Below are 23,329 nucleotides of genomic sequence, written 5' to 3'. Positions count from 1 at the left end.
GCTCAGAAGTCGACGGGATCCCGTACCAGCGGGCACGTCATGCAGTGACCCCCGCCGCGGCCCCGGCCCAGTTCCGCGCCCACGATGGTCACGACCTCGATGCGGGCCTCGCGCAGCAGGGCGTTGGTGAGGGTGTTGCGGTCGTAGGTGAACACCACGCCGGGTTCCACCGCGACGGCATTGTTGCCGCTGTCCCACTGCTGGCGTTCGGAGGCGTAGGCGTCGCCGCCCGTCTCCACCACCCGCAGCGAGGACAGCCCGAGCGCCTTGGCGACGACGTCCACGAAGGGAGTGGTGCCCTCGTCGACGATGTCGAAGCCGGGCGCCCGGTCACCGGGGCGCAGCGAGAAGGTGTGCACCCCGTCCATGATCCGCGGGTAGAGGGTCACCACGTCGCGGTCGGCGAAGGTGAAGACCGTGTCGAGGTGCATGGCGGACCGCAGCTTCGGCATCCCGGCGACGACGACGTGCTGGGCGGCGCCGCTGCGGAACAGCGCGGCGGCGACCTGGGTGATGGCCTGCCGCGACGTACGCTCGCTCATGCCCATGAGGACGACTCCGTTGCCCACCGGCATGATGTCACCGCCCTCGAAGGTGGCCTGGCCCCAGTCCTGTTCGGGGTCGCCCCACCACACCGTCGAGCCCTTGAAGTCGGGGTGGAAGGTGTAGATCGCCTTCATCAGCAGTGTCTCGTCGTGCCGCGCGGGCCAGTACAGCGGGTTGAGGGTGAGCCCGCCGTAGAGCCAGCAGGTCGTGTCGCGGGTGTACAGCGTGTTGGGCAGGGGCGGCATCAGGTACTCGCGCGCGCCGGTGGACTCGCGGGCGAGCGTGAGGTGCGGGGAGCGGAAGTCCTCGGGCAGGTCGCTGGTGGCGAGCCCGCCGACGAGGTACTCGGCCAGTTCCCTGGGCGACAGCGTCTCCAGGTAGGCGCGGGTGGCGTCGATGAGACCGATACCGACCTGGTTGGCGACGATCTTCCGGTCCAGGAGCCACGCCTTCGCCTCCGGGATCGCCACGATCCGCGCCAGCAGGTCGTGCAGTTCCACCACCTCCACCCCGCGCCGGCGCAGTTCGCCGACGAACGCGGCATGGTCGCGCTGGGCGTTCTCCACCCACATCACGTCGTCGAAGAGCAGGTCGTCGGAGTTGGTGGGGGTGAGGCGCCGGTGCGCCAGGCCGGGGGAACACACCAGGACCTTGCGCAGCCTGCCGACCTCGGAGTGGACGCCGAGGGCGGGCATCGCGGCGCTTTCGTTGCTGTTCACACGTCCTCCTTGAAGGATGCGGGACGAGGCGGGGGGAGGGGGGAACGACGGGGACGCGGCTCACAGGCTGATCCATCCGGCCGCCAGGGCCACGATGCCCAGCACCGCACCCACCACGGAGACGGTCAGCACGACGAGTTCCCCGGGTGAGAACAGCCGCCGGCCCTGCTCGCTGCGGGCCATCACGAACAGGACGGTCGCCGGGGCGTAGAGGATGAAGGAGACCAGTACGTACTTCAGTCCGGCCGCGTACAGCAGGAACGCCGTGTACAGCGTGGCGACGACGCCGACGGCCAGCTCGCGCCGGGAGGTCCGGCCGCCCGCCGTGAGCGGGTCGGCACGGGCGCCGATCCGCACCGCGAAGCCCGCCGCCAGCAGATACGGGATCAGGGAGAGGGCGCTGGTCAGGTTGAGCGCGAAGTCGAAGGCGTCGTCCGAGAAGCTGGTGGCGATCAGCACCACCTGGGTGAGCAGCGAGGTCATCAGCAGCGCCGGCACGGGCACGTCGACGTCGTTGGCACGGCGCAGGAAGCGCGGCATGTCGTCGTCCTTGGCCGCGACGAAGAGCACCTCCGCCGCCATCAGCGTCCACGCCAGATAGGCGCCCAGCACCGACACGATCAGGCCGACGCTGATGAACACCCTGCCCCAGGTGCCGACGGCCTCCTCCAGGACGCCCGCCATGGACGGCTGGCGCAGGTCGGCGATCTCGGCCATCGGCATGATGCCGTACGACACGATGGTCACCGACGCGAAGACGGCGAACACGCTGAGGAAGCCGAGCACCGTCGCCCTGCCCACGTCGGACCGGCGTTTGGCGTGCCGCGAGTAGACGCTGGCGCCCTCCACGCCGAGGAAGACGAACACCGTGGCCAGCATGGTGCCGCGCACCTGCGAGAACAGGGAACCGGCGTAGTCCGCGCCGCCGAAGTTGTCGGCGAACACGCTCGGCCGGAAGTACACCAGGGCCAGGATCACGAAGATCACGATGGGCACGAGCTTGGCCACCGTGACGACCTTGTTGATGGCGGTCGCTTCCTTCACACCGCGCCGGATCATCCAGAAGAACGCCCACAGCCCGACCGAGGACAGGACCACCGCGAGGGCGGTGTCCCCGTCGCCGAGGCCGGGCCAGATCGAGCCGACGGTCGACATGATGAGGACCCAGTAGGTCACGTTGCCGACGCAGGTGCTGGCCCAGTAGCCGAAGGCGGCGAAGAAGCCCAGGTACTCACCGAAGCCGGCCTTGGCGTACGCGTACACACCGGCGTCGAGGTCGGGTCTGCGTACGGCGAGGGACTGGAAGACGAAGGCCAGCATCAGCATGCCCGTGCCGGCGATCGTCCAGGCGATCAGCGCCCCCGCGACGCCGGTCTCCTCGGCGAACCGCCCCGGCAGTGAGAACACCCCGGCGCCCACCATCGACCCGACGACCATGGCCGTCAGGGTGAACAGCGGCAGTTTGGCAGCCGGCGGGGATTCCCCGTCGGTGTCGGAAGCAGCGGCCTGTGACATGCCGTCCCTCTGGGTCGCCGAGCGATTGCGACCACTGTGCATCGCATGGCGGCTTCGGGCATCCCGGGCGCGGCGGCGCTGGTGTCCTGCGGCGGCGACGGGGACGGCGACGAGCTTCGCCACCCGGCTCGGCGCGGCGCGTTCAGCGCCCGGTGCGCAGGTCGACGCCGCGCCGGGCGAGGGTGAGCACACCCACGACGATCAGGGAGACGCCGAGCAACTGCGGCACGATCCACCAGCCGGCGCGCACGTCCTCCTGGTAGAGGACGACGCCGAGCAGGAGGCTCACCGCGGCGTCCCCCAGGGTGAGGGCGGGCTGGGAGGCGACGAGGGGGCCGCCCTGCATGGCGTGCTCCAGCAGGAGCACGGCACCCACACCGGCCGCCGCGAAGCCGTACGTCTGCCACGTGGTCAGGAAGCCGACCACACCGTCGGTGTCCAGGACGCGCATGGAGTCCTTCATCAGAGCGGCCGTCAGGGCGTAGCACACCGCGGTGGCCGCACCGAGACAACCGGCGCGGGCCTTGCCGACGGGGCGCTTCAGACCGGCCGCGGTCAGCAGTACGGCCGCCACGGCGCAGGCCACCAGCGCGGGCACCCACCGATCCAGGGGCACGTCGGCCTCGCCGCCGTCCGGCGCGGCCGACGCCAGCGCGACACCCAGCCCGACGACCACCCCGCCCACGGCGAGCCACATGACGTGGGTCATGTGGCGGCCGGTCATCAGCGAGGCCAGCAGCAGGGCCAGGGGAAGCTCCAGCACGAACAACGGCTGTACGAGTGACAGCGGCCCCGTCGCCAGAGCCACCGCCTGCCCCACACCGGCGACCACGACGGCCAGCATGCCGCCGATCCAGACGGGCCGCCGCAACAGGTCGAGCACCAACCCCGGGCGGAAGCCCTGGGTCTGCGGCACACTCAACGCGGCACGCCGCTGGAGCACGGTGGCCAGCGCGTTGCTGAACGCGGCGAGGAGTGCGAAGAGCACCGGCAGAACAACACCCATCCACCGATCCTCACCCCGTTTTCCCGCGACCGCGCGCCGCGCCACGACGGGGGAGGACGATGCGACCGTGCGCCGGTGCAGGGCGCAGGGTGCGGGGTGCGGGGGCCGTCAGTTGTCGCTCTGCGCGGCCGGCTTCTCCGTTCCCGCGTCCTGCTTCTGCTTCGCCTCCGGCGTTTCGGTGGCGGTGTAGTAGACCGAGGTGCCCTGCTTGGAGCGCTGGGCCTGGTTCTTGGCGACGAGACCTTCGAGGGTGGTGCGGACGACCGTGGTCTTGATGGTGCGTCCGGAGTGGGCCTGGCCGAGCGCCGTGGTGACCTCGGCGGCGGAGCGCGGCTCACTCTGTTCGACGAGGTGGTTGCGCACCAGCTCGACCAGCGTGGGCCGGTCGGCGACCTGCGTCGGCGTCTTCTTCGCCACCGGCTTCTTGGCGGCCTTGGTGGACGACTTGGCGGCCGGCTTGGCGGCAGGCGCGGCGTCGGTCTTCGGGGCCGGCTTGGCACCCGACTTCGGGGCGGCGGCGCGCTTGGTCGTGGTGGCGGTCTTCCTGCTCCGCGTCCGCTTCTTGGCGGCCGGCTCCGTGGCGTCACTGTCCCGGGGAGCGGGGACGGCGGCCGCGTCGGTCGCGGCGGCGGGCTCCGCGGCGGTCGCGGACGGAGCCGGCGGGGAGGTGATGCCGAGCGCCTGCTGCATGTTCACCAGCAGGGCGTGGTCGTGCTGCAGCGCGGCCAGCTGCTGCTGCAGAGCGGTGATCTCCCCGCTGATGCGTTCCTGCTCCTTGATGTTGCGCTCCAGGTCGTCGGTCACCTGGACGCTGTACTGCGATGCCAGTTGGGTGGCGGCCTGCATCGTGCTCTCGGACATGGTGTTGACTCTCCTCGATTCGCGGCCGTGAAGGCTCGTGAGGAACGGCGGGACATCAGGCGCGGGACATGGGGACCATGTCCGATCGGCGCCCGGCAGCGGAGAACTGGAGACTGCCACCGGCTGTGCTGACACACAGATAGTACGGACGGACGGAGCCTGTTGTTCCCCTGTTTGCTGCCGGGCCGGTATACCACGTATGGCCGCCAACGTGGTATGTGCCGCGGGTTACTCGCGTGTGTGTTCGGAGCCTGGCCCCCCGGCACTCACTCGCCTTCGGGCACCTCGACGATGTTTCCGTCCTTGTCGACGGTGTGCGTCTGCCAGTAGGTGTCCCACTTGTCGCCGACATGCTCGGGAACCTTGCCCTCGGGGTAACGGGTGTAACCCTCGGGCGGCTCCTCGTCGTTGGGCACACAGGCACTGCCGGTGCTGCCGATGGCCATGACCGGGTACTCGCCGCCTCCGCAGGTCGCGTCCTGCATGGAGCAGCCGGTCAGGATCGCGGCGACGGTCACGCAGGCCAGGGCGAGACCCGGGGCGGACCGTTTGGTGCGGTCGACACGCAGGGGCGACGGGCGGTGAACTCGGCCGGTGGTGCGCACGGTTGACTCCCTCTGGGTGGCTGGTACGGCAAGCCTCCCCCGGCGGGGGAAACTCCTCATGAGTACGAGTACTCAATCGGGGGCCCTACTACCTGACACGGCCGGCCAAGCGGTCGACCTCGCGTGCGGTCTCACGTGCCTCCCGCTCGGCCCGGGACAGCGCGCCGGCGGCCGCACGCCTGCGCTCCTCGGCCTTCCGCCGCTCCCGCTCGGCCCGGTCGAGCTCCTCGTGTGCCTGTCCCAGGCGTCGCTCCGCGGCGGACACCTCCTCGCGTGCCCGGTCGTGCTCCTCGTCGGTCCGCCGCAGTGACGCCTCGGCGTCGGCCTCTTCCGCGCGTCTGTCAGCCAGTTGCCGCGCGGCCTTCTCCGCGGCCTGTTCGGCCCGGACGAGTTCCTCCCGCCGTTTGCGGCGCCGCTCGGCGAGTTCGTCCCGCCCCCGGTCCGCGGGCGTGCGACGACGGGTGTCCGGCCGGGGCAGCTCGCGCGGCGCGGGTTCGGCGGGGGCGGTGTCCGAGGGGAACTCCGAGGGCGGGGTGAGGGAGCCCGCCAGGCGCCCGCCGGCCCACTGGTCGGCCGCGTCCGGGTCGGCGAGGACCGCGCGCAGGGTCGACTCGACCTCCTGCTGCGCCGCCTGCGACAGTTGGTGCCCGGCCTCGCGGGCGAGCTGGGCGGCCTGCCGGGACAGGGCGGACACGATGTGCCGACGCTGCGCCGAGAGCTCCTTGAGGCCGGCCGCGTCCAGGGTGCGGTGTGCCTCGCGCAGCGCCTGCCCCAGCTCCAGGAACCGCCGGCTCTCCTCCGGTCGGGAGCGCCTCAGCAGGTTCGCCGCCCAGGCCGCCGGCGTGGGCCGACGGGCGGCGTGGATGGCGCGGGCGTCCTCCTTGCGGCCGTCCGTTCTGGCGGCCGCGGCGTGTTCCTCACGACGGGCGACGAAGTCGGACGGCGGCGTCGCGTACAGCTCGTCGAGGACCGACTCCACCGGCTCCACGTCGTGTTCGCCGGTGTCCCGACCGCGTCCGCCCTCGCGCTGCATGTCCGCTGCCTCCGCCTCGTCTCTACGGCCGCCCCGACCTCGACGCGGCCGCCTTCGCCGCCGCCTCCTCGTCGTCGTAGACGAGGAGGCCGTCCGTCCGCAGTCGCGCACCAGGAGTGGGGGAGTGGGCCGTCAGGCGGCCGTCGTGCATGAGGTGGTCCACGGGGGTGCCGCGGGCCAGGACGGCGAAGTCGGCGATGAGGCGTCGGTGGCACCGCCACCACACCGCTTCGCCGCACATGACCGCGGTGCGTTCCCGCGCCGTCCGGTCCAGCAGCTCGTCCATGGCGGTGACGAACTCCGGTGAGCGCGTGTGTCCGGCGTACCCGCGGAACGAGGTGTTGCGCCAGATGACGTCGGGCGAGTCCGGCACCGGCTTGCGGAAACCGCCCAGGCGCTGCTCCCAGCGGTAGGCGAGGCCCTCCTCGGGCAGCCACCCGGCGAGCCGCTCCCGCAGCAGGTCGGGGTCGCGGCGGCTGCCGGGCGCCGTCCTGACGTCGACCACGGCGGCGACGCCGGCACCACGCAGCAGTTCGGCCAGCGCGGCGCGGCCCGCGGTGCCGTGCCCGAACGTGACCAGGTGAGGCTGGGACATGTCGTCGGGGTCCCCTCGCTGCCCGCGCTCATGCCTCTGTGTGCGGTCGCGGACGGCCGCGTGACCCGGGCGGGACGCACCCGGGCGTCCCGCCCCTCCTGTGCTCGACCGCTGGTGGTCAGTCGTCGCCGGTCCCGGCCTGCGACCACTCCTCGCGCAGGATGCCGAACAGCACCCGGTCGTAGCGCCGCCCCTCCATCAGCACGGCGGAGCGCAGCCGGCCCTCCTCGCGAAAGCCCAGCTTCGTGAAGGAACGCATGGCACGCTCGTTGCCGCTCCAGGTGTCCAGCTCCAGCCGGTGGAGACCGTACGCGCCGAACAGGTGACCCACGAGCAGCCGCAGCGCCTCCGAGCCGTGGCCGCGCCCCCAGAACTCCTTCTCGCCGATGGTGATGCCCAGGGTGGCCACCCCGGCGTACGGGTCCAGGTCGCGGTAGTCGACCATGCCTATCACCCCGCCGCCGGCCGTGTCCTCGACGGTGAACACGGCCGACTCCCTCGGGCTGAGCCGCAGCATGGTGTCGAAGGCGAGCGTGATCGCCTCCGCCGTCACGGGGCCGAAACACGGGTCGCCGGCCGCCGCCCAGCGCACCACCCGCGGATCGTTGCGCCACCGGAGATGGTGCGCGGCGTCCTCTGACCGCAGCGCCCGCAACCTTGTCAACCTGCCTTCGATCATTGCGGGATCCTAGCCGCGCGTCGCGAACCGTCCGTCATGCGACCACCTTGTCGACGAACGCCGCGAGATTCGCCACGGTCCGCCGGATCTTCTCCTCCAGCGTGATCGTTTCGTGCAGTCGCGCCCCGGCGCCCGCCTCCCGCTTGCCGCGCACATACAGCGAACAGGCCAGGTCGCTGCATATGTAGGCGCCCACCGAGTTGCCCTGCTGCCCGGCCTTGCCCGCCTTCGGGGCGACCATGAGGGAGACGCCGCCGGAATGGGTGGTCAGGCACATCGAGCACATGCTGCGGCGCGCCTGCCCGGAGGCGGCGCCGGAGGAGCGCAGTGCGAGGGCCGTCGGACGGCCGCCCAGTTCGGTCACCAGGTAGGCGCGGTCCGGCGCCTGGGGATCCCGCCAGCCGAAGTAGTCCAGGTCGTCCCACGGGCGGTCGGCCAGGTCGTGGGGCACGGACAGCCGTTTGGCCGCTCCCTTGGTGCAGTTCACGAAGGCGGCACGGATCTCTTTGTCGGTCAGCGGTCTCATACTCCTCAGGCTAAGTTGCCTAAAAGCTTTAGGCAAATGCATAATTGGATCAGGACAACGAGAGGATGATTATGGTGCGGGTGGGGCTGACCACGGAACGCCTGGTCCGGGCGGGCGCGGAACTGGCCGACGACGTCGGCTTCGACCAGGTGACGGTCTCCGCGCTGGCCAGGCACTTCGACGTCAAGGTCGCGAGCCTGTACTCGCATGTGAGGAACTCCCAGGACCTCAAGACCCGGATCGCCCTGCTGGCCCTCGCCGAACTCGCCGACCGGGGCGCCACGGCGCTGGCGGGGCGGGCCGGCAAGGACGCCCTCGCCGCCTTCGCGAACGTCTACCGCGACTACGCCAGGGAACACCCCGGCCGATACGCCGCGGCCCAGCTGCGTCTCGACCCGGAGACGGCGGCGGCCAGCGCGGGCGTCCGCCACGCACAGATGACCCGGGCCATCCTGCGCGGCTACGACCTGGTGGAACCCGACCAGACGCACGCCGTCCGACTCCTGGGCAGCGTCTTCCATGGCTACGTCAGTCTGGAGATGGGCGGCGGCTTCAGCCACAGCGCCCCCGACACCCAGGAGACGTGGACGCGGATCGTGGACGCCCTCGACGCCCTGCTGCGCAACTGGCCCGCAGCGTGAGCCACCCCGCCCCAGCGTGAGCCTCCCCGCCCCAGCGGGCGAACGCGCCACCCCAGCGGGCGAACGCACCGCCCCTGCGAGCGAACACACCACCACAGCCGGAGACGACATGCACACCACGGACGACTGGATCACCACGCCGATCACCCGGGACCTCCTGCGTGGTGCCCTCGATCTCGAGCGCACCGAGCAGGGCCTGCTGCCGCACCGGCTGCCCGCCCGGGCCCGCGCCCGGAACACCGACGGACAGCTGGCCATGGCCGAGTCCCAGCCCTCCGGTGTACGCCTGGCCCTGCGCACCCGGGCCACCGCCCTCGAACTGGACACCCTGCCCACCAAACGCGTCTACGCCGGCGCCCCGCCGCGCCCGGACGGCGTGTACGACCTGCTCGTCGACGGCCGACCGGCCGGCCGGGGCAGTGTCGCGGGCGGCAACACCCTGACCATCGACATGACCACCGGCTCGGCGAGCGTCGAACCCGGCCCTGTCGGCACCCTCCGCTTCGCGGGCCTGCCCGAAGGCCGCAAGGACATCGAGATCTGGCTGCCGCACAACGAGACCACCGAACTCGTCGCCCTGCGCACGAACGCCCCCGTCGAGCCCGCCCCGGACCCGGGCCGCAGGGTCTGGCTGCACCACGGCAGCTCGATCAGCCACGGCTCCGACGCCGCGAGCCCCACCACCACCTGGCCCGCGCTCGCGGCCTCCCTCGGCGGCGTCGAACTCGTCAACCTGGGCCTGGCCGGCAGCGCCCTGCTCGACCCCTTCACCGCGCAGGCCCTGCGCGACACCCCCGCCGACCTGATCAGCCTCAAGATCGGCATCAACATCGTCAACGCGGACGTCATGCGCCTGCGCGCCTTCGCCCCCGCCGTCCACGGCTTCCTCGACACCGTCCGCGACGGCCACCCCACCGCCCCGCTGCTGGTCGTCTCGCCCATCCTGTGCCCCATCCACGAGGACACCCCCGGTCCCAGCGCCCCCGACTTCTCCCACGCCGCCGAGGGGCGACTGCGCTTCACGGCCATGGGCGACCCGGCCGAACGGGCGAGCGGGAAACTGACCCTGAACGTCATCCGGGACGAGCTGGCCCGGATCGTCGAGCAGCGATCCGCCGACGACCCGAACCTGCACTACCTCGACGGCCGCGACCTCTACGGCGAGGCCGACTCCGCCGAGCTGCCCCTGCCCGACGACCTCCACCCGGACGCGGCCACCCACCGCCGCATCGGCGAACGCTTCGCCGAGCAGGTCTTCGCCGACCACGGCGCCTTCGCGGGTCGACTCACGACCCCCTTCACGGGCTGACTCACGACCCTCCCGGCCCTCCGACGCTCACGGCCCTTCCGCCCCTCCGGCGCTCCCGCCCCCTCACGCCCCGACAACCGCGGCGAAGCGCCGCGCGACCTCGCGCCAGACCCCTTCGGCCGCGGTCTCGTCGCGTTCCGCCCGGCGGGTGAGTTCCTCCGGGTCCAGGCCCTTGGCCCGGATCCGCTCCGGAGCCCACGACCGGACCCGGTCCGCGCCCGCCTCGGGGTGGAACTGCACCCCCCATGCCCGGTCGCCGACCCGGAACGCCTGGTACGGGCACCGCTCGCTCTCCATCAGCCAGGCGGAGTCAGGCGGCAGGGCGGTGACGGCGTCCACATGATGCTCGACCGCCGTCACCCGCTCCGGGAGCCCTCGGAAGAGGGGATCACTCCCGGCTTCCGCCCGCACGGTGAGCGGCGTGCTGCCGAGCTCCGGTTCGCCGTGGTCGGCCCGGACCGTTCCTCCCGCGACATGGGCGAGGAGCTGTCCGCCGAGGCAGATCCCGAACACGGGAGTGCCTCGCTCCACCGCCTCGGCGACGAGTGCGCGGGTGGGCGCGAGCCAGGGCGCGCGGACGTCGTCGTCGGGCAGACAGCCGCCGCCGAGGACCATGACTCCCTCGTGCGCCAGGCGCCTGGGGAGAGGCGTACCGGCGTACGCGTGCACCACGTCCAGCGACAGCCCGTCCGAGACCAGCCAGTCACCGAACCGGCCCGGCCCGCCGTCCGGACCGTTCTGCACCACCAGCAGCCGCGACATCGCCCACCCCTTGCCTCACATCCCTCGGACACCGTCCCCCTGCCCAGGACGGGGTGGGCCGCAACCCTCCGGCCGGATCACAGACTCGCGGCCCGATGCGTCGGGTCGCCGTCGAGGACGGTCAACAGCACCGGTACATCGGCCAGTTCGATGGCCGGCACGGTGAGCGGGTCGGCGCCGAGGACCGTCAGGTCGGCGCGGTGCCCGACGGCGATCCGACCGGCCTGGTCCTCCTCGCCCGCCGCGTACGCCGCGTTGAAGGTCATGCCGCGCAGTGCCTCCAATGCCGTCAGTGCCTGTTCCGGGCCGTGCGGGTCACGGCCGAGGTCGCGGGTCGGGCGGCGGTGGCGGGCGCCCGCCATGACACCCAGCGGCGGGTAGGGGGCGATGGGCCAGTCGGAGCCGAGGACCACGACGGCACCGGAGTCGTGCAGGTCGCGGCAGCGCCAGGCCCGCGAGGCGCGCGGCTCGCCCAGCCGGCGGGACCAGTTGTCGGTGTGGTCGGCCCGGGTGAAGTCGCAGCAGTGGGTGGGCTGCATGGACGCCACGACGCCGAGTTCGGCGAACCGGCGCAGGGTGTCGTCCGGGACGGTCTCGATGTGCTCGACCCGGTGCCGTACTCCGCGTCCGCCCTCGGCCTGCGCCCTCTCGACGGCATCGAGCACATGACGTACGGCGGCGTCGCCGATCGCGTGGGTGGCCGTGGGCACCCCGGCCCGGTGCAGCTCGCCGATGACGCGGGTGTACTCCTCCGGGTCCGGCCAGAAGGCGTGCCGGGACTCGCCTTGGCGGTCAGGCTGTTCCAGCCAGGCGGTGCCGTTGTCTACCGTCCCGTCCATGAAGATCTTGACGCCGGCGGTCCGCCACAGCCGCCCGCCCGCACCCTGCCGCCCGATGAGCGTGCGCACACCCTCGGCGTCGGTGCCGGGCTGGCACCACGGCGCCACCCGCAGCCGCAGCGGCAGCCGCCCCGTCCCGTCCAGTTCGGCGTAGAAGTCGAGGCTGTCGCCGTTGGCGTCCATGACGTGACCGCCCGTCAGGCCGGTGGCGGCCATGGCGCGCAGGGCCGCGGCGAGCCGGTCGCGGCGCTCCTCGCGCGTGGGCTGGGGAGCGACCCGTTCCACCAGCTCGCACGCGGCGTCCTCCAGCAGCAGGCCGGTGGGCCGGCCGTCCGCGTCGCACACCACCTCCGCTGTGGCCTGGTCGAAGGTGCGCGGTCCGGCCACCCCGGCCAGCTCCAACGCGCGCCGGCTGGCGAGCATGGAGTGCGCGTCGAAGAGCAGCAACAGCGCGGGCACACCGTCGAGTACGGCGTCGAAGGGTGTCGTGTCGACGGGTCGGCCGGCGAAGACGTTGGGGTCGAGGCCCCAGGCGTGCAGCCACGCGCCGGGGGAGAGGCCGCGTACCGCGCGGGCCAGCGCCTCGCGCACCTGGCCGACATCGGTGCAGCCCGACAGGTCGAGACCGTGCGTCAGTTCGGCGCCCGAGACCGGGTGGATGTGCCCGTCCACCAGGCCGGGCGTCACCACGGCGCCCTTGAGATCGACCACCGTCGTCGAGGCGTCCGCGAGCGCGCGGATGTCCCGGTCGTCGCCGAGGGCGGAGATCCGGCCGTCGGCCGCGGCCAGCGCGGTCTGCGGCAGGAACTCGCCGGTGACCGGGTCGAGCAGCCGGGCCGAGAGCAGGATCAGAGAGGTGCGCACGGTCACTCCTTGGGAGCGGGTCGGTTCGGGGTGTCGGAAGCCAGCAGCGTGCCTGCGGGCAAACCGAGTTCGCGTTCCGCGGTGGTGACGGGCATCAGCCGGACCGCGGGGGGATCGTCAGCGGTGTCGGCGCTGTTGACGAGCATGCCGAGACCGTCGAGGACGACCAGGATCTGGACGGCGGCCACCAGGGGGTCCTCGGTGCGGAACTCGCCCCGCCGCACGCCTTCGCGGATGAGCGCCTCCAGCCGGTCGCGCCAGGCCGCCTCCTGGACGGCCACACGGTCGCGCAGCGTGGGCCGGTAACGGCTCAGATGCCGGGCGTTGAGCCAGAGCCGGCTGATGTCGTCGAACGCCGCTCCGGTCGCCCGGGCGAAGAACCGCGCCAGGTGCCGCGTCGGCGTCGCACCGGCCAGGTCGGCCGGCAGGAGCGCGTCCAGCTCGGCACCGGCGGCGTCGCCGTACGCCTCGGCCACCAGGTCCTCCACCGCGGGGAAGTAGTGACTGATCAACCCGGAGCGGACGTCGAGTTCCTCGGCGATCCGCCTCAGGGTGATGCACTCCAGTCCCTCGGTCAGTGCGACACCGGAGGCTGCGGCAACGATTTCCGCACGTCTGGCTGCTGGAGACTTGCGGATTCGCTTGTTCGGGATGCTTGACGGCATGGAATCAATGCTATTGAGTGTGCGACCAACAAGCAAGCAGGTGGGACACCAGCACCCCGGAGGAGCCTCATGGCGTCCACGATCCCCGACCCGCACCCCGGCACCGGCGCCGTGCGTCAGGAGGCTCCGCCACCCCGGCCGCCGTCGGAGAAGGCGGGTCGCGTCGAAGCCCACGGCATCGACCACATCCCGGACCACGAACGCCACGGCAGCCCGAGACAGCTCTTCTCCGTCTGGGCGGCGGCCAACGTCACCTATCTCAGCCTGGTGACCGGCGGCGCCCTGGTCCTCATGGGCCTGACCCTGTGGCAGGCCCTCGCGGTGATCGTGGTGGGCAACCTGTTCTGGCTGCTCACCGGCCTGCTCGCCATATCCGGCCCGGCGGCGGGCGCGCCGAGCGAGGTCATCACGCGGGCCATGTACGGGGTCCGCGGCAACCGCGTGAACAACGCGGTCGTCGGCTGGCTGATCTCCGTCTGCTACTTCGCCCTCAACCTGGCCGCCGCCGCCACCGCCGCCTTCGCCCTCGTCGAGATGGCCGGCGTCACCGCGAACACCGGCGTCAAGGTCGCCGTGGTGATGGTCGTCGCCGCCCTCACCCTGACCATCGGGGTCTACGGCCACGGCATGATCATGAAGCTGTACCTCCCGATCACGCTCACCCTGACGGCCGCCTTCGCCGTCGTCGCGGTCGGCGTGTTCCGGCACACCGACTTCGCGTACGTACCGGCCGAACCGCTCACCGGCGCCGACCTGTGGGCCGTCCTGATCGCCGGCGTCACCCTCATCGGATCCGGCCCGTTGTCGTACACCACCAGCGCCGACTTCTCCCGCTACCTGCCCCGTACGACGTCCGCCAAGGCGATCGCCGGCTGGACCGCACTGGGCGGCTTCCTGCCCGGCGTGATCGTCTGCTCCCTCGGCGCCCTCGCCGCCACCGCCGTCGACATGACGGACCCGCAGGCCGGTCTGCGGCAGCTCCTGCCCGGCTGGTTCGGCCCGATCCTGCTGCTCGCCCTGGTGCTCGGCACGATCGCCATCAACGCCCTGACCGCCTACAGCGCGGGCCTCGCCCTCCAGGCCGTCGGCATCCGCATCCGCCGCTCCCTCAGCGTGCTCGCCGACGGCACCGCGGCCGTCGCCCTCACCCTGTACGGCCTGCTGGCCTCCGGCTTCCTCGACACCGTCAGCAACGTCCTCCAGCTCACCGTCGTCCTCCTCGGCCCCGCCATGGCCGTCTACGCCACGGACATCGTGCTGCGCCGCAACCGCTACGACGGCCGGGCCCTGATGGACGAGACGCCCGGCAGTGCCTTCTGGTACACCGCCGGGGTCAACCCGGCGGGCGCGCTGGCCCTCGCCGGGGGCGTCACCGTGGCCGCCCTGAGCGTCGACACCCTCTACACCGGGCCGATCGCACACGCCCTGGGCGGCCTGGACCTCGCCCTGCCGGCGGGCGTCGTCGTCGCCTCGCTGCTGTACGCGGTCCTGGCGCGCGGCGGAAAATCCCGGGCGCCGGCGGCCTGACGAGCGGTACGGTCCCTCGCATGTCTGATGAGGACGGCTACTTCGGGGAAAGCGTCGCCGCGCACTACGACGAGTCGGTGGCGGACAGGTTCACACCCGAGGCGGTGAACCCCGCCGTCGACCTGCTGACCGAACTGGCGGGCACCGGCCGGGCACTGGAGTTCGGTGTCGGCACCGGCCGGATCGCGCTGCCCCTGGCGGGCCGCGGGGTCCCGGTGCACGGCATCGACATGTCCCGGGCCATGACCTCCCGGCTGAGTGCCAAGCCGGGCGGCGACGCCGTCGGGGTGACCATCGGCGACTTCGCGACCACCCGGGTACCGGGCACCTTCACGGTCGCCTACCTCGTCTTCAACACCATCAACAACCTGACCACGCAGGACGCCCAGGTCGACTGCTTCCGCAACGCGGCCGACCACCTGGAGCCCGGCGGCTGCTTCGTCATCGAGGTGGGCGTGCCGGAGCTGCGCCTGCTGCCCCCGGGGCAGACCGCGGTGCCGTTCCGCATCGGCCCGACCGGGTGGGCGTTCGACACCTATGACACCGTCACCCAGGCGATGAGTTCGAACTACGTCACCATCGTGGACGGACGCCCCGAGTACGAGCACTACCCCTTCCGGTACGTGTGGCCCTCCGAACTCGACCTGATGGCCCGGCTCGCCGGACTGCGGCTGCGCGACCGGTGGGAGGGCTGGACCCGGGAGCCGTTCACCCACGAGAGCCGCGGCCACGTGTCGGTCTGGGAGAAGCCCGCCGAGTGACCGGCCGGGACCGGTCCGGTCCGGGGCGGCTCAGCGCCGCGTCAGGTACAGGCCCAGGGCCCTGTGCAGCACCTTGTTGAGCGGGTAGTCCCACTCGCCCAGGTACTCCACGGCCTCACCGCCCGCTCCGACCTTGAACCGGAGCAGTCCCAGAAGGTGGTCGTCCGCGTCCAGGGTGTCGGTGATGCCGCGGAAGTCGTAGACGGCCGCGCCGAGTTCATGGGCGTCGCACATCATCCGCCACTGGAGCGCGTTGTTGGGCCGCACCTCGCGCCGGCGGCTCGTGGAGGCACCGTAGGAGTACCAGACGTGGTCGCCGACGGTCAGCATCGTGGCACCGGCGAGCACCTCCCCGTCGTGGTGGGCGAGGTAGAGGCGCATGCGGTCCGGGTCCTCGGCCGTCAGCGCGGTCCACATCCGCTGGAAGTAGGCGAGGGGGCGCGGGACGAACCGGTCCCGTTCGGCGGTCTCGACGTAGAGGTCGTAGAAGACCGGGAGGTCCTCGTGGTCGCCCCGGACGACCTTGACGCCGGCCTTCTCGGACTTCTTGATGTTGCGGCGCCACTGCTGGTTGAAGCCGTTCTGGATCTGCTCCAGAGACCGCCCGGCGAGCGGTACCTGGCACACGTAGCGCGGCTGGCCCGCGGCGAAGCCGTCCTCGCCGCCCGACGCGGTCTGCCGCCAGCCCATCCGGCGCAGCCGCTCGGCGACGCCGTCGGCCCCGGGCTCGCGCACGGTGGCCTCCACGTCCCCCAGCCGCCGGGCCCCCGGGTCGGCGATCGCGGCCTTGACCACCTCGGCACTCCAGCGCCGGGCCACCACGGGCGGCCCCATCCGCACCGAGAAGACGCCCCGCTTCTTGAGGTAGGCGAGCATCGGCTCCAGCCACCGCTCCAGATCCGCCGTGCCCCAGTCGATGACCGGGCCCTCGGGCAGATAGGCCAGATACCGCTTCAGCCTCGGCAACGGCCGCAGCAGCACCAGCCCGGCGCCCACGAGGTCGCCGCCCTCGTCGTCGAACCAGCCCAGGCTCTCCGCCCGCCAGTCCGGTTTCACGTCGCCCCACGAGGGCGTCTGCAGGTGACTCACGGAGGGTCGGGACGCGACGAAGCGCAGATGCTCCTCGCGGGTGATCGCCTTCAGGTGACAGCTCATGGGTCGGGATCCCTTTGATCGACGTTGCTCGTCTTCGTCCGACAGGGGAAGCGGCGAAGGCGCGGAGTGCGGTTGCCGTCCCGCACCTCACAGGGAATACCGACTGAGGCCGATGCGCGCGCTGTCACCCGGCTGTTGACCCGTGTGCGCCGTCCGGCGCGCACGATCGCAAGGAGGGTGTCAGCGTGGACGGATTGGGCGGTGCGGGCAGGACGGACGGAGCGGACGGCCATGGCGCGGGCGATCTGGACAGGTGTCATCACGTTCGGGCTGGTCTCGGTGCCCGTCGGTCTGTTCACGGCGACCCAGGACCACACGGTCCACTTCCACCAACTGCAGCGCGGCACCTCGGACCGGATCCGCAACCGGCGGGTCAACGAGCGCACCGGCGAGGAGGTCGGCCCCGGGGACATCGTCAAGGGCTACGAGGTCGGCGAGGGCGAGTACGTCGTCGTCGAGCCGGAGGAACTGGACGAGATCGCGCCGGGCCGCTCCCAGACCCTGGAGATCACCGACTTCGTCGACCTCGACCGCATCGCACCGGTCTACTTCGGCCGCACCTACTACGTCGCCCCGCGCGGCAAGGAGTACCTCAAGGTCTACGAGCTGCTCCGCACCGCCCTCGCCGAGGCCGGCAAGGTCGGCGTCGCCACCTTCGTCATGCGCAACCGGCAGTACCTGACCGCGCTCCGCGCCGAGGACGAGGTCCTGATGCTCCAGACGCTGCACTGGGCGGACGAGGTCCGCGACCCGGTCGAGGAGCTGCCCGAGCTGCCGGAGGGCAGGGCGGGACGGGGCAAGGAACTGGACATGGCGATGCGCCTCGTCGACGCCCTCAGCGGCCCCTGGGACCCCGCCCGCTACCACGACACCTACCAGGAGAAGGTCCGCGAGCTGGTCCGGGCCAAGGCCGAGGGCAAGGAGGTCGCCGTCGCCGAGGAGGCACCCCGGGCCACCAACGTCGTCGACCTGATGGAGGTCCTGCAGGGCAGCCTGGAGCAGGCCAAGGGCACCGGCGGCAGCCAGGCACCCGCGAAGGCGAGGGGCACCGGCGGCAAGCGGTCCTCGGCACCGCGGGAGAAGGCCACCGAGGGCCGGAAGCCCGCCGGGGGGCGGAAGTCCACCGGGGGCCGGAAGCCCACCGAGGCGCGGAAGCCCACCGAGGGGCGGAAGACCGAGGCACGCAAGAAGACCACCGCCCCCTCCCGCAAGGCGCCGCCCAAGCGGGGCGAGCTGAGGGAGCTGAGCAAGGCGGAGCTGTACCAGCGGGCCACCGACCAGGACATCGCCGGACGGTCGAAGATGAGCCGTGAACAGCTCATCGCCGCCCTCACCGGTGCCGGCGGCGGCCGGAAGAAGAAGACGGCCGCCGCCTGAGACGCGGATCAGTGGGTGCTGAGCATGCCTTCCCGCAGACGGCCCAGCAGGCGCGAGATCAGACGGGACACATGCATCTGCGAGACCCCGAGGCGTTCACCGATGTCCTTCTGGGTGAGCTCCTCGACGAACCGCCAGTGGATGATCTGCCGGTCGCGCTCGTCCAGCTCGGCGATCATCGGGGCCAGGGCATGGAAGTCGTCCACGAGCTCCAGCGCCGCGTCGTCCGCGCCGATGAAGTCGGCCAGCGCCGATTCGCCGTCCTCGCTGCCGTTGATGGCCGCGTCCAGGGAGGCGGAGTTGTAGCCGTTGGCCGCCAGACGGGCCTCGACGACCTCGTCCTCCGGGAGGCTCATCAGCTCGGACAGTTCCTTGGTGGTGGGGTTGCGGCCCAGACGGCTGCGCAGCTCCTCGGTGGCCCGGGCCAGCTGGACACGGGCCTCCTGGAGCCGCCGGGGCACGTGCACGGCCCACGAGGTGTCCCGGAAGAACCGCTTGATCTCGCCGACGATGTACGGCACGGCGAAGGAGGTGAACTCGACCTCACGGGTCAGCTCGAACCGGTCGATCGCCTTGATCAGGCCGATCATGCCGACCTGGACGATGTCCTCCATCTCCTCCGGCCCACGGCTGCGGAACCGGCCGGCCGCGAAGCGGACCAGGGACATGTTCATCTCGATCAGCGTGTTGCGCGCGTACTGGTATTCGGGCGTGCCCTCTTCGAGCACCGCAAGCTGCTTGAAGAACAGCTTCGACAACTCCCGCGCGTCCTTGGGCGCCACCTTGGACGGGTCCGCTACCTCCGGCATGCCCGTGGTGGTGTGCTCGGTGATCTGTGCGGTCGTCGTCGCCATGATGTGCCCTCCCAGTCGATCGGCCCCCGTCGCTGTCAGCTTGTCGGCCAACGACGAAGCGCCTACCCCGGGTCAAGCCACCCACACCTGTCTTTCGCGATCGGCGTGGCGGGCGAACGGTTCCCGACCCCGGTTCAGAGGCCGAGGTAGAAGCGCACGGTGGTGCCGTCGTCCGATGTGTGCACCCGCACCAGGTCCGCCACGTAATGGACGAGGAGCAGGCCACGGCCGCCGATCTGCCCGTGCTCGGGGGGCCGGCGGCCGGCGAGCGGGTCCGTGAGGCGCCCCGCGTCGCGGACCTCGCACACCACCTGCCCCGCCTCGGACCAGATCGCCAGCGTCCCGTGACCGCCGCCGTGCACCACGCTGTTGGTCGTGAGCTCCGCCACCGCCAATTCCGCGTCCTGCAGGCGTCGCTCGGCCAGCCCGAGCGACGTGGCCCGACCGACGACGAAGCGCCGCACCTCGGGCAGCTCCCCGGCGCCGAAGGCGAGGACGTCGGCGTCCGGCGCGGGAGCCAGCGGCTCGTTGTAGCGGGCGACGACCGCGGGCCAGTCGTAGGCGCCGCTGGCCCGCTCACTGCCTCCGGCGATGACCGTCGGATGGGTGACGAAGGCGTCGGCCAGGACGTCCGCGTCCAGCCCGGCCTCGTCGTACGGACACAGGATCGTCGCGGAACGGCCCGCGAAGGCCGCGTTGATCAATGCCTCGTGCTGGGCGCACGCCGGGTACTCCGTCGCGCTGCGCCCGACCCAGACGGGCTCGCCGATGATGCGCACCCGTTCGTGCGCGTGCGCGTCGGCGAACGCCCTGAGCACGCCGGGGATGATCCGCCCCGGATTGCGTCCGGCCTGCGTCATGTCCAGGAAGGAGACGTCCCGCGCGTCCGTTCCCAGTCCCTCCCTGATCAGCTCCAGGTTGGGGGCGGGCACGGCCACCGCCACGGGTTCGCCCGATGCCAGTCCCTCCCGTACGAACGTCACCGTCCGGTCGGCGTACTCGCGCTCCGAGCGGTAGAACAGCGCCGGATGCGCGAAGGCCTCGTCGTGGATCACCGTGCTCATCGCGGCGCCACCTCGATCCGGTGCAGGGACGGCCAGAACAGCTCCAGGACCCGGGACAGTTGCGGCGGAGGCTGTTCCACCACGACCCGCCCGCCGGGCAGGTTCATGGCGGTGACGGCGAGCGCCGTGACCCCGGCCACGTCGACGAACCGCACGCCGGACAGTTCCACATAGGACACGTCCGTGTGCCGCCTGGACAGTTCCGTGAGGGCCTTCTCCCAGGACGGGCGGGTGGTCACGCTGATCTCTCCGCTGGCCCGGAGGCCGGGACGGCCGGGCAGCGGGCCGACCTCCAGCAGGGCCCCGCGCCGTAACCGGGGCGGCCCGCCCGTGGGGCCTGTGGCATCCACACTCGATCTCCTTCGGAAATTCGCCGGGTGTCCGTCGGCACCGCGGGCGCCTCGTCCGACCAGGAAGCCTATCGCGATCGGGTGCCGTACGCCGGTGCGGGGACAAAACATGCGAGGGGGACACGAAGCGGGGAACAAGACAGTAAGCGTCCTCGGAAGGGAAGACCCATGTTTGAAGCAGACAACATTCGTGACTGGCGTGGACATGACGTCGTCGACGGCGACGGCCGCAAGATCGGGGCTCTCGAGTCCATCTACTTCGACACCGCCACCGACCGGCCCGCGTTCGCCGCGGTGCTGATCGGTCTGCCGACCCGCCGTCGTCTGGTGTTCGTCCCGGTGGACAAGGCCACCGTCGGACCGGGCTACCTGAAGGTGGGCTACGACAAGAACCTGGTCAAGGACGCGCCCGGGATCGACCCGGACGGTGAACTCGCGGCCGAGGACGAGGGCGCCGTCTTCGCCCACTACCACCTGCCCTACGAGCAGGGCAGCCGCGGCGAGCGCCGGCTCGGCCGACGCTGAACCGTCCGAGCCGAACCGTCCGACGAGCCTCTTCGAGGGGAGAAGATCTTGAGCCTGTTCCTCCTGCTGTTGCTGGTCGCGCTCGTCCTGGGCGTGGTCGGACTGGCCGCCGAAGGGCTGTTCTACCTCTTCGTCATCGGCGCCCTGGTGCTGGTCGCCGACCTGGTCCTCGCCGGGGTACTCATCGGACGCCGAGGACGTCCCGCACGCTGAACAGCACATCGGGCGAACACGCACGTGGGCCGACCGCGCCGTCGCCGGCACGGTCGGCCCACCTCGCGCGACCAGGGTCAGGACCTGACCAGGCCAGTTCCGCGCCGCGCTCCGCGGCCTACAGTTCCGCGCCGCGCTCCGCGGCCTCTGTCTCGGACGTCGCGCCGCCCGTCGCCAGGGTGCCGCCGGAGCTCTCCAGATGGGCCCGCACGAACCACTGGAACTGCTCCAGGTCCCGGAGCTGACCGATCAGGAGGTCCTCCGTTGCGGGGTCGATGTCGCCCGCCTCCTTCACCGCCTCGCGCACACCCTCGATCACGCCGGTGTACACGACATCGAGCGCGCCGAGATGGGCGATGGCGTCGGCCCGGCCGATGGAGTAGTCGTCCCAGGCCCGCTCGGCCACCAGGGCCCCGGGCGTGCCCTGCGCCACCCCTCCGAGTGCGGCGATGCGCTCCGCGACGTCGTCGGCCATCTCGCGCACCTGGTCGACCTGCGGGTCGATCATCTCGTGCACGGCGATGAACTGCGGTCCCACGACGTTCCAGTGCACGTGCTTGAGGGTCAGATGCAGGTCGTTGAGAGCGTGCAGGCGCATCCGCAGCGCGCCGATCAGCCGGCCGGCGGCCTCGCGCTCGATGCCGGGGACCGTGTACTTCGGGGTCAGGTCGTGCGTCATGGCGGACACCAGCTCCTCATGCGTTTCGTACGTTGTCGCACGTGCACGACTGCCCCGCATCGGCGACGGCAGACATGCACGGGCGCTGTGCCTGAGGAGGACGGGTCTCCCCCGAGCGGGGGAGTCAACCCTCGGGACGTCCTTCCGGCGCCGCGTCGCGGACCGTACCCGGGAGCGACGCCGGGGCGGCGGCCCGCCGACAGGATGATGTGCATGACCACGACACACCTGCATCCCGCCCCCGCCCGCTGGGCGGTCCTCGCCGCTCACGCCGTGGCGCTCCTCACCCTGCCGACCGGACTCTGGCGCCTCCTGCTGGCGGCGGGGCAGCCCGCCGGATACACCGAGGCGGGCTACGAGGCGCTGGGCATCGACGGGTGGGGCGTGGTGTACGTGGTCGGACTGAGCGTGGTGATCGAGGCGCTGGCCCTGCTCACGCTCGGCCTGGTCCGGCCCTGGGGCGAGGTGGTCCCGCGCTGGGTCCCGCTGCTCGGCGGGCGGCCGGTCCCGGTGATGGCGGCGGTCCTCCCGGCGGGCCTGGGCGCCATCGTGCTGACCGCCCTGTGGACCCCCTTCGCCTGGTGGTGGGCCGCTCCCCACCCCGACATGACCCCGCTCGGCGACACGCTCCTCGGATTCGCCTACCTGCCCCTGATCGCCTGGGGCCCGCTGCTCGGCGCCGTCACCGTCTCCTGCTACCGCCGACGCCGTCCCGCGGTGGCCGGCTCCGAGCGTGCGCCGATCACGGGGCTCTAGGGTGCCTGCCCGCGACGGATGCCCCGGAACTCCCCGACGGCGGCCCCTGGGGCGCGACCAGCGCTTCGTGCCGCTCCTGAGCGCGCGCGTCATTTCGGTCCCGGACAACGGCTTCGCCCCCCGGCACGTCGGCCGTGACCGTCGGCCGCGACCGGACAACCGGTCCGCGATGACGCCGCCGATCGGAGTGAACGCCGACGACGTCAGGACGGCGGAGCGGGCAGGGGCATCGCGCTGAGCGCGCGCGCCGCGTGGACGAGGTTGGATGCCATGGCCCGGCCGGTCGAGGTCGACCAGTCGTGGCCGCGGTCGTCGTCGAGGTAGTCGGGTCCGGGTCCGGGACCGAGGTGCCAGTAGGTCCAGGCCTGACCCGGGATGGTGTAGCCGATGTCCGAGAGCGCGCCGCTGATCTCACTGATGACGTGGTGGGCGCCGTCCTCGTTCCCGGTGACCAGGACCCCGGCGACGCGGTTGTAGGCGACGGGGCGCTCCTCGTCGTCGGTCTCGCCGAGCATGGCGTCCATGCGTTCGAGGACCCGCTGGGCGACCGAGGACGGGCGGCCGAGCCAGGTCGGCGAGGCGATGATCAGGATCTGTGACGCCAGCAGCTTCTCGTGCACGCCCGGCCAGTCGTCGCCGTCGCCCATGTCGGTCTCGACCCCCGGTTTCAGGTCGAGGTCGACGGCCCGTACGACATCCACCTCCGCGCCGTGGCCTTTGAGGGCCGCGATGACCGTGGCGGCCAGGGCCTCGGTGTTCGACGGTCGGGGGGAGGGCTTGAGAGTGCAGTTGATGACGAGTGCGCGCATGCCTACCCCTCTTCCCCGGGCGGCGGCTTTCGACCGGCCCAGCGCGGGACCGTTCACCCGGCCGGACGCGCGGCGGCCGGGGAGCGGCCGGACG

Annotated in this window: 26 protein-coding genes; 8 read left to right on the top strand and 18 right to left on the bottom strand. The window is 71.9% G+C overall.

The features are described from left to right. Nucleotides 1-2: 2 nt before the first annotated feature. From ACIQ6R_RS15470 to ACIQ6R_RS15430, 9 genes are all read right to left on the bottom strand, one after another. Complete coding sequence (locus ACIQ6R_RS15470; RefSeq protein ID WP_404179094.1) at nucleotides 3-1,241, bottom strand: arginine deiminase; 1,239 nt, start codon at nucleotides 1,239-1,241, stop codon at nucleotides 3-5. An 84-nt stretch (nucleotides 1,242-1,325) separates the two neighbouring features. Further along, entirely contained in the window at nucleotides 1,326-2,780 is a 1,455-nt protein-coding gene (locus ACIQ6R_RS15465) for a basic amino acid/polyamine antiporter (RefSeq protein WP_404178538.1), read from the bottom strand. A gap of 142 nt (nucleotides 2,781-2,922) precedes the next feature. Then, nucleotides 2,923-3,786, bottom strand: a complete 864-nt coding sequence (locus tag ACIQ6R_RS15460; RefSeq protein WP_404221646.1) for a DMT family transporter — start codon at nucleotides 3,784-3,786, stop codon at nucleotides 2,923-2,925. A 108-nt stretch (nucleotides 3,787-3,894) separates the two neighbouring features. Continuing rightward, nucleotides 3,895-4,647, bottom strand: coding sequence for a hypothetical protein (locus ACIQ6R_RS15455; RefSeq protein ID WP_404221644.1), 753 nt, complete (start codon nucleotides 4,645-4,647; stop codon nucleotides 3,895-3,897). 266 nt (nucleotides 4,648-4,913) lie between these two features. Then, nucleotides 4,914-5,252, bottom strand: coding sequence for an SCO0607 family lipoprotein (locus ACIQ6R_RS15450; RefSeq protein ID WP_404221642.1), 339 nt, complete (start codon nucleotides 5,250-5,252; stop codon nucleotides 4,914-4,916). An 88-nt stretch (nucleotides 5,253-5,340) separates the two neighbouring features. Next, nucleotides 5,341-6,285, bottom strand: coding sequence for a hypothetical protein (locus ACIQ6R_RS15445; RefSeq protein ID WP_404221640.1), 945 nt, complete (start codon nucleotides 6,283-6,285; stop codon nucleotides 5,341-5,343). A 22-nt stretch (nucleotides 6,286-6,307) separates the two neighbouring features. Then, on the bottom strand, nucleotides 6,308-6,880 hold the full coding sequence (locus ACIQ6R_RS15440) for a DUF488 family protein (protein WP_404221638.1): 573 nt from the start codon (nucleotides 6,878-6,880) through the stop codon (nucleotides 6,308-6,310). Between the two features lie 118 nt (nucleotides 6,881-6,998). Further along, on the bottom strand, nucleotides 6,999-7,559 hold the full coding sequence (locus ACIQ6R_RS15435) for a GNAT family N-acetyltransferase (protein WP_404178556.1): 561 nt from the start codon (nucleotides 7,557-7,559) through the stop codon (nucleotides 6,999-7,001). Between the two features lie 34 nt (nucleotides 7,560-7,593). Next, on the bottom strand, nucleotides 7,594-8,085 hold the full coding sequence (locus ACIQ6R_RS15430; protein WP_404178559.1) for an FBP domain-containing protein: 492 nt from the start codon (nucleotides 8,083-8,085) through the stop codon (nucleotides 7,594-7,596). Nucleotides 8,086-8,156: 71 nt separating this feature from the next. On the opposite strand from ACIQ6R_RS15430, the gene ACIQ6R_RS15425 reads away from it, so the two are divergent. Together ACIQ6R_RS15425 and ACIQ6R_RS15420 are read left to right on the top strand one after the other, a co-directional pair. After that, a complete protein-coding gene (locus ACIQ6R_RS15425; RefSeq protein ID WP_404179097.1) occupies nucleotides 8,157-8,726 on the top strand; it encodes a TetR/AcrR family transcriptional regulator in 570 nt (189 codons plus the stop codon). Between the two features lie 109 nt (nucleotides 8,727-8,835). Further along, on the top strand, nucleotides 8,836-10,035 hold the full coding sequence (locus ACIQ6R_RS15420; RefSeq protein ID WP_404178562.1) for a GDSL-type esterase/lipase family protein: 1,200 nt from the start codon (nucleotides 8,836-8,838) through the stop codon (nucleotides 10,033-10,035). Between the two features lie 63 nt (nucleotides 10,036-10,098). Here ACIQ6R_RS15420 and ACIQ6R_RS15415 read toward each other — a convergent pair whose 3' ends face one another. From ACIQ6R_RS15415 to ACIQ6R_RS15405, 3 genes are all read right to left on the bottom strand, one after another. Then, the gene (locus ACIQ6R_RS15415; protein ID WP_404221636.1) at nucleotides 10,099-10,797 is read right to left on the bottom strand and encodes a type 1 glutamine amidotransferase; all 699 of its coding nucleotides are present in this window, start codon (nucleotides 10,795-10,797) and stop codon (nucleotides 10,099-10,101) included. Nucleotides 10,798-10,874: 77 nt separating this feature from the next. Beyond that, nucleotides 10,875-12,500 carry an amidohydrolase gene (locus tag ACIQ6R_RS15410; RefSeq protein WP_404221634.1) on the bottom strand — a complete coding sequence of 542 codons (1,626 nt, stop codon included), beginning with the start codon at nucleotides 12,498-12,500 and terminating at the stop codon, nucleotides 10,875-10,877. 2 nt (nucleotides 12,501-12,502) lie between these two features. Continuing rightward, complete coding sequence (locus ACIQ6R_RS15405) at nucleotides 12,503-13,165, bottom strand: TetR/AcrR family transcriptional regulator (protein ID WP_404221630.1); 663 nt, start codon at nucleotides 13,163-13,165, stop codon at nucleotides 12,503-12,505. A 69-nt stretch (nucleotides 13,166-13,234) separates the two neighbouring features. On the opposite strand from ACIQ6R_RS15405, the gene ACIQ6R_RS15400 reads away from it, so the two are divergent. Beyond that, nucleotides 13,235-14,692: a purine-cytosine permease family protein gene (locus ACIQ6R_RS15400; protein ID WP_404221627.1), complete on the top strand. Its 1,458-nt coding sequence runs from the start codon at nucleotides 13,235-13,237 to the stop codon at nucleotides 14,690-14,692. A gap of 20 nt (nucleotides 14,693-14,712) precedes the next feature. Continuing rightward, complete coding sequence (locus tag ACIQ6R_RS15395) at nucleotides 14,713-15,453, top strand: class I SAM-dependent DNA methyltransferase (RefSeq protein WP_404178577.1); 741 nt, start codon at nucleotides 14,713-14,715, stop codon at nucleotides 15,451-15,453. A 30-nt stretch (nucleotides 15,454-15,483) separates the two neighbouring features. On the opposite strand, the gene ACIQ6R_RS15390 is transcribed toward ACIQ6R_RS15395, so the two are convergent. Next, complete coding sequence (locus tag ACIQ6R_RS15390; RefSeq protein ID WP_404178580.1) at nucleotides 15,484-16,608, bottom strand: lipid II:glycine glycyltransferase FemX; 1,125 nt, start codon at nucleotides 16,606-16,608, stop codon at nucleotides 15,484-15,486. A 231-nt stretch (nucleotides 16,609-16,839) separates the two neighbouring features. Here ACIQ6R_RS15390 and ACIQ6R_RS15385 point away from each other — a divergent pair, with 231 nt between their 5' ends. Further along, entirely contained in the window at nucleotides 16,840-17,985 is a 1,146-nt protein-coding gene (locus tag ACIQ6R_RS15385) for a Ku protein (RefSeq protein ID WP_404221625.1), read from the top strand. 8 nt (nucleotides 17,986-17,993) lie between these two features. Here the strand turns inward: ACIQ6R_RS15385 and ACIQ6R_RS15380 are convergent, their stop codons facing one another. From ACIQ6R_RS15380 to ACIQ6R_RS15370, 3 genes are all read right to left on the bottom strand, one after another. After that, nucleotides 17,994-18,839, bottom strand: coding sequence for an RNA polymerase sigma factor SigF (locus tag ACIQ6R_RS15380; protein WP_404178585.1), 846 nt, complete (start codon nucleotides 18,837-18,839; stop codon nucleotides 17,994-17,996). Between the two features lie 134 nt (nucleotides 18,840-18,973). Next, nucleotides 18,974-19,903, bottom strand: a complete 930-nt coding sequence (locus ACIQ6R_RS15375; protein ID WP_404221623.1) for an anti-sigma factor RsbA family regulatory protein — start codon at nucleotides 19,901-19,903, stop codon at nucleotides 18,974-18,976. Continuing rightward, a complete protein-coding gene (locus ACIQ6R_RS15370) occupies nucleotides 19,900-20,253 on the bottom strand; it encodes an STAS domain-containing protein (protein ID WP_404178591.1) in 354 nt (117 codons plus the stop codon). Before ACIQ6R_RS15370 ends, ACIQ6R_RS15375 begins: the two co-directional genes overlap by 4 nt. 168 nt (nucleotides 20,254-20,421) lie before the next feature. Here ACIQ6R_RS15370 and ACIQ6R_RS15365 point away from each other — a divergent pair, with 168 nt between their 5' ends. Beyond that, entirely contained in the window at nucleotides 20,422-20,778 is a 357-nt protein-coding gene (locus ACIQ6R_RS15365) for a PRC-barrel domain-containing protein (RefSeq protein WP_404221621.1), read from the top strand. Between the two features lie 48 nt (nucleotides 20,779-20,826). Beyond that, nucleotides 20,827-20,991, top strand: a complete 165-nt coding sequence (locus ACIQ6R_RS15360; protein ID WP_404221618.1) for a hypothetical protein — start codon at nucleotides 20,827-20,829, stop codon at nucleotides 20,989-20,991. 118 nt (nucleotides 20,992-21,109) lie between these two features. Here ACIQ6R_RS15360 and ACIQ6R_RS15355 read toward each other — a convergent pair whose 3' ends face one another. Next, entirely contained in the window at nucleotides 21,110-21,670 is a 561-nt protein-coding gene (locus ACIQ6R_RS15355; RefSeq protein WP_404178598.1) for a Dps family protein, read from the bottom strand. Nucleotides 21,671-21,883: 213 nt separating this feature from the next. On the opposite strand from ACIQ6R_RS15355, the gene ACIQ6R_RS15350 reads away from it, so the two are divergent. Further along, nucleotides 21,884-22,426: a hypothetical protein gene (locus tag ACIQ6R_RS15350; protein ID WP_404221616.1), complete on the top strand. Its 543-nt coding sequence runs from the start codon at nucleotides 21,884-21,886 to the stop codon at nucleotides 22,424-22,426. Nucleotides 22,427-22,629: 203 nt separating this feature from the next. Here ACIQ6R_RS15350 and ACIQ6R_RS15345 read toward each other — a convergent pair whose 3' ends face one another. After that, complete coding sequence (locus ACIQ6R_RS15345; RefSeq protein WP_404178604.1) at nucleotides 22,630-23,235, bottom strand: flavodoxin family protein; 606 nt, start codon at nucleotides 23,233-23,235, stop codon at nucleotides 22,630-22,632. Nucleotides 23,236-23,329: the final 94 nt, after the last annotated feature.

It is taken from the genome of Streptomyces sp. NPDC096048, from assembly GCF_044763415.1.
GTDB lineage: Bacteria > Actinomycetota > Actinomycetes > Streptomycetales > Streptomycetaceae > Streptomyces.
This window is presented reverse-complemented; position numbering and strand designations above follow the sequence as displayed.

Excerpts from the sequence above, each read along its gene's own strand:
- ACIQ6R_RS15470 (WP_404179094.1), bottom strand. The coding sequence starts at position 1,241 with ATGCCCGCCCTCGGCGTCCACTCCGAGGTCGGCAGGCTGCGCAAGGTC.
- ACIQ6R_RS15465 (WP_404178538.1), bottom strand. The coding sequence starts at position 2,780 with ATGTCACAGGCCGCTGCTTCCGACACCGACGGGGAATCCCCGCCGGCT.
- ACIQ6R_RS15460 (WP_404221646.1), bottom strand. The coding sequence starts at position 3,786 with ATGGGTGTTGTTCTGCCGGTGCTCTTCGCACTCCTCGCCGCGTTCAGC.
- ACIQ6R_RS15455 (WP_404221644.1), bottom strand. The coding sequence starts at position 4,647 with ATGTCCGAGAGCACGATGCAGGCCGCCACCCAACTGGCATCGCAGTAC.
- ACIQ6R_RS15445 (WP_404221640.1), bottom strand. The coding sequence starts at position 6,285 with ATGCAGCGCGAGGGCGGACGCGGTCGGGACACCGGCGAACACGACGTG.
- ACIQ6R_RS15440 (WP_404221638.1), bottom strand. The coding sequence starts at position 6,880 with ATGTCCCAGCCTCACCTGGTCACGTTCGGGCACGGCACCGCGGGCCGC.
- ACIQ6R_RS15435 (WP_404178556.1), bottom strand. The coding sequence starts at position 7,559 with ATGATCGAAGGCAGGTTGACAAGGTTGCGGGCGCTGCGGTCAGAGGAC.
- ACIQ6R_RS15430 (WP_404178559.1), bottom strand. The coding sequence starts at position 8,085 with ATGAGACCGCTGACCGACAAAGAGATCCGTGCCGCCTTCGTGAACTGC.
- ACIQ6R_RS15425 (WP_404179097.1), top strand. The coding sequence starts at position 8,157 with ATGGTGCGGGTGGGGCTGACCACGGAACGCCTGGTCCGGGCGGGCGCG.
- ACIQ6R_RS15420 (WP_404178562.1), top strand. The coding sequence starts at position 8,836 with ATGCACACCACGGACGACTGGATCACCACGCCGATCACCCGGGACCTC.
- ACIQ6R_RS15415 (WP_404221636.1), bottom strand. The coding sequence starts at position 10,797 with ATGTCGCGGCTGCTGGTGGTGCAGAACGGTCCGGACGGCGGGCCGGGC.
- ACIQ6R_RS15405 (WP_404221630.1), bottom strand. The coding sequence starts at position 13,165 with ATGCCGTCAAGCATCCCGAACAAGCGAATCCGCAAGTCTCCAGCAGCC.
- ACIQ6R_RS15400 (WP_404221627.1), top strand. The coding sequence starts at position 13,235 with ATGGCGTCCACGATCCCCGACCCGCACCCCGGCACCGGCGCCGTGCGT.
- ACIQ6R_RS15395 (WP_404178577.1), top strand. The coding sequence starts at position 14,713 with ATGTCTGATGAGGACGGCTACTTCGGGGAAAGCGTCGCCGCGCACTAC.
- ACIQ6R_RS15390 (WP_404178580.1), bottom strand. The coding sequence starts at position 16,608 with ATGAGCTGTCACCTGAAGGCGATCACCCGCGAGGAGCATCTGCGCTTC.
- ACIQ6R_RS15385 (WP_404221625.1), top strand. The coding sequence starts at position 16,840 with ATGGCGCGGGCGATCTGGACAGGTGTCATCACGTTCGGGCTGGTCTCG.
- ACIQ6R_RS15380 (WP_404178585.1), bottom strand. The coding sequence starts at position 18,839 with ATGGCGACGACGACCGCACAGATCACCGAGCACACCACCACGGGCATG.
- ACIQ6R_RS15375 (WP_404221623.1), bottom strand. The coding sequence starts at position 19,903 with ATGAGCACGGTGATCCACGACGAGGCCTTCGCGCATCCGGCGCTGTTC.
- ACIQ6R_RS15365 (WP_404221621.1), top strand. The coding sequence starts at position 20,422 with ATGTTTGAAGCAGACAACATTCGTGACTGGCGTGGACATGACGTCGTC.
- ACIQ6R_RS15355 (WP_404178598.1), bottom strand. The coding sequence starts at position 21,670 with ATGACGCACGACCTGACCCCGAAGTACACGGTCCCCGGCATCGAGCGC.
- ACIQ6R_RS15350 (WP_404221616.1), top strand. The coding sequence starts at position 21,884 with ATGACCACGACACACCTGCATCCCGCCCCCGCCCGCTGGGCGGTCCTC.
- ACIQ6R_RS15345 (WP_404178604.1), bottom strand. The coding sequence starts at position 23,235 with ATGCGCGCACTCGTCATCAACTGCACTCTCAAGCCCTCCCCCCGACCG.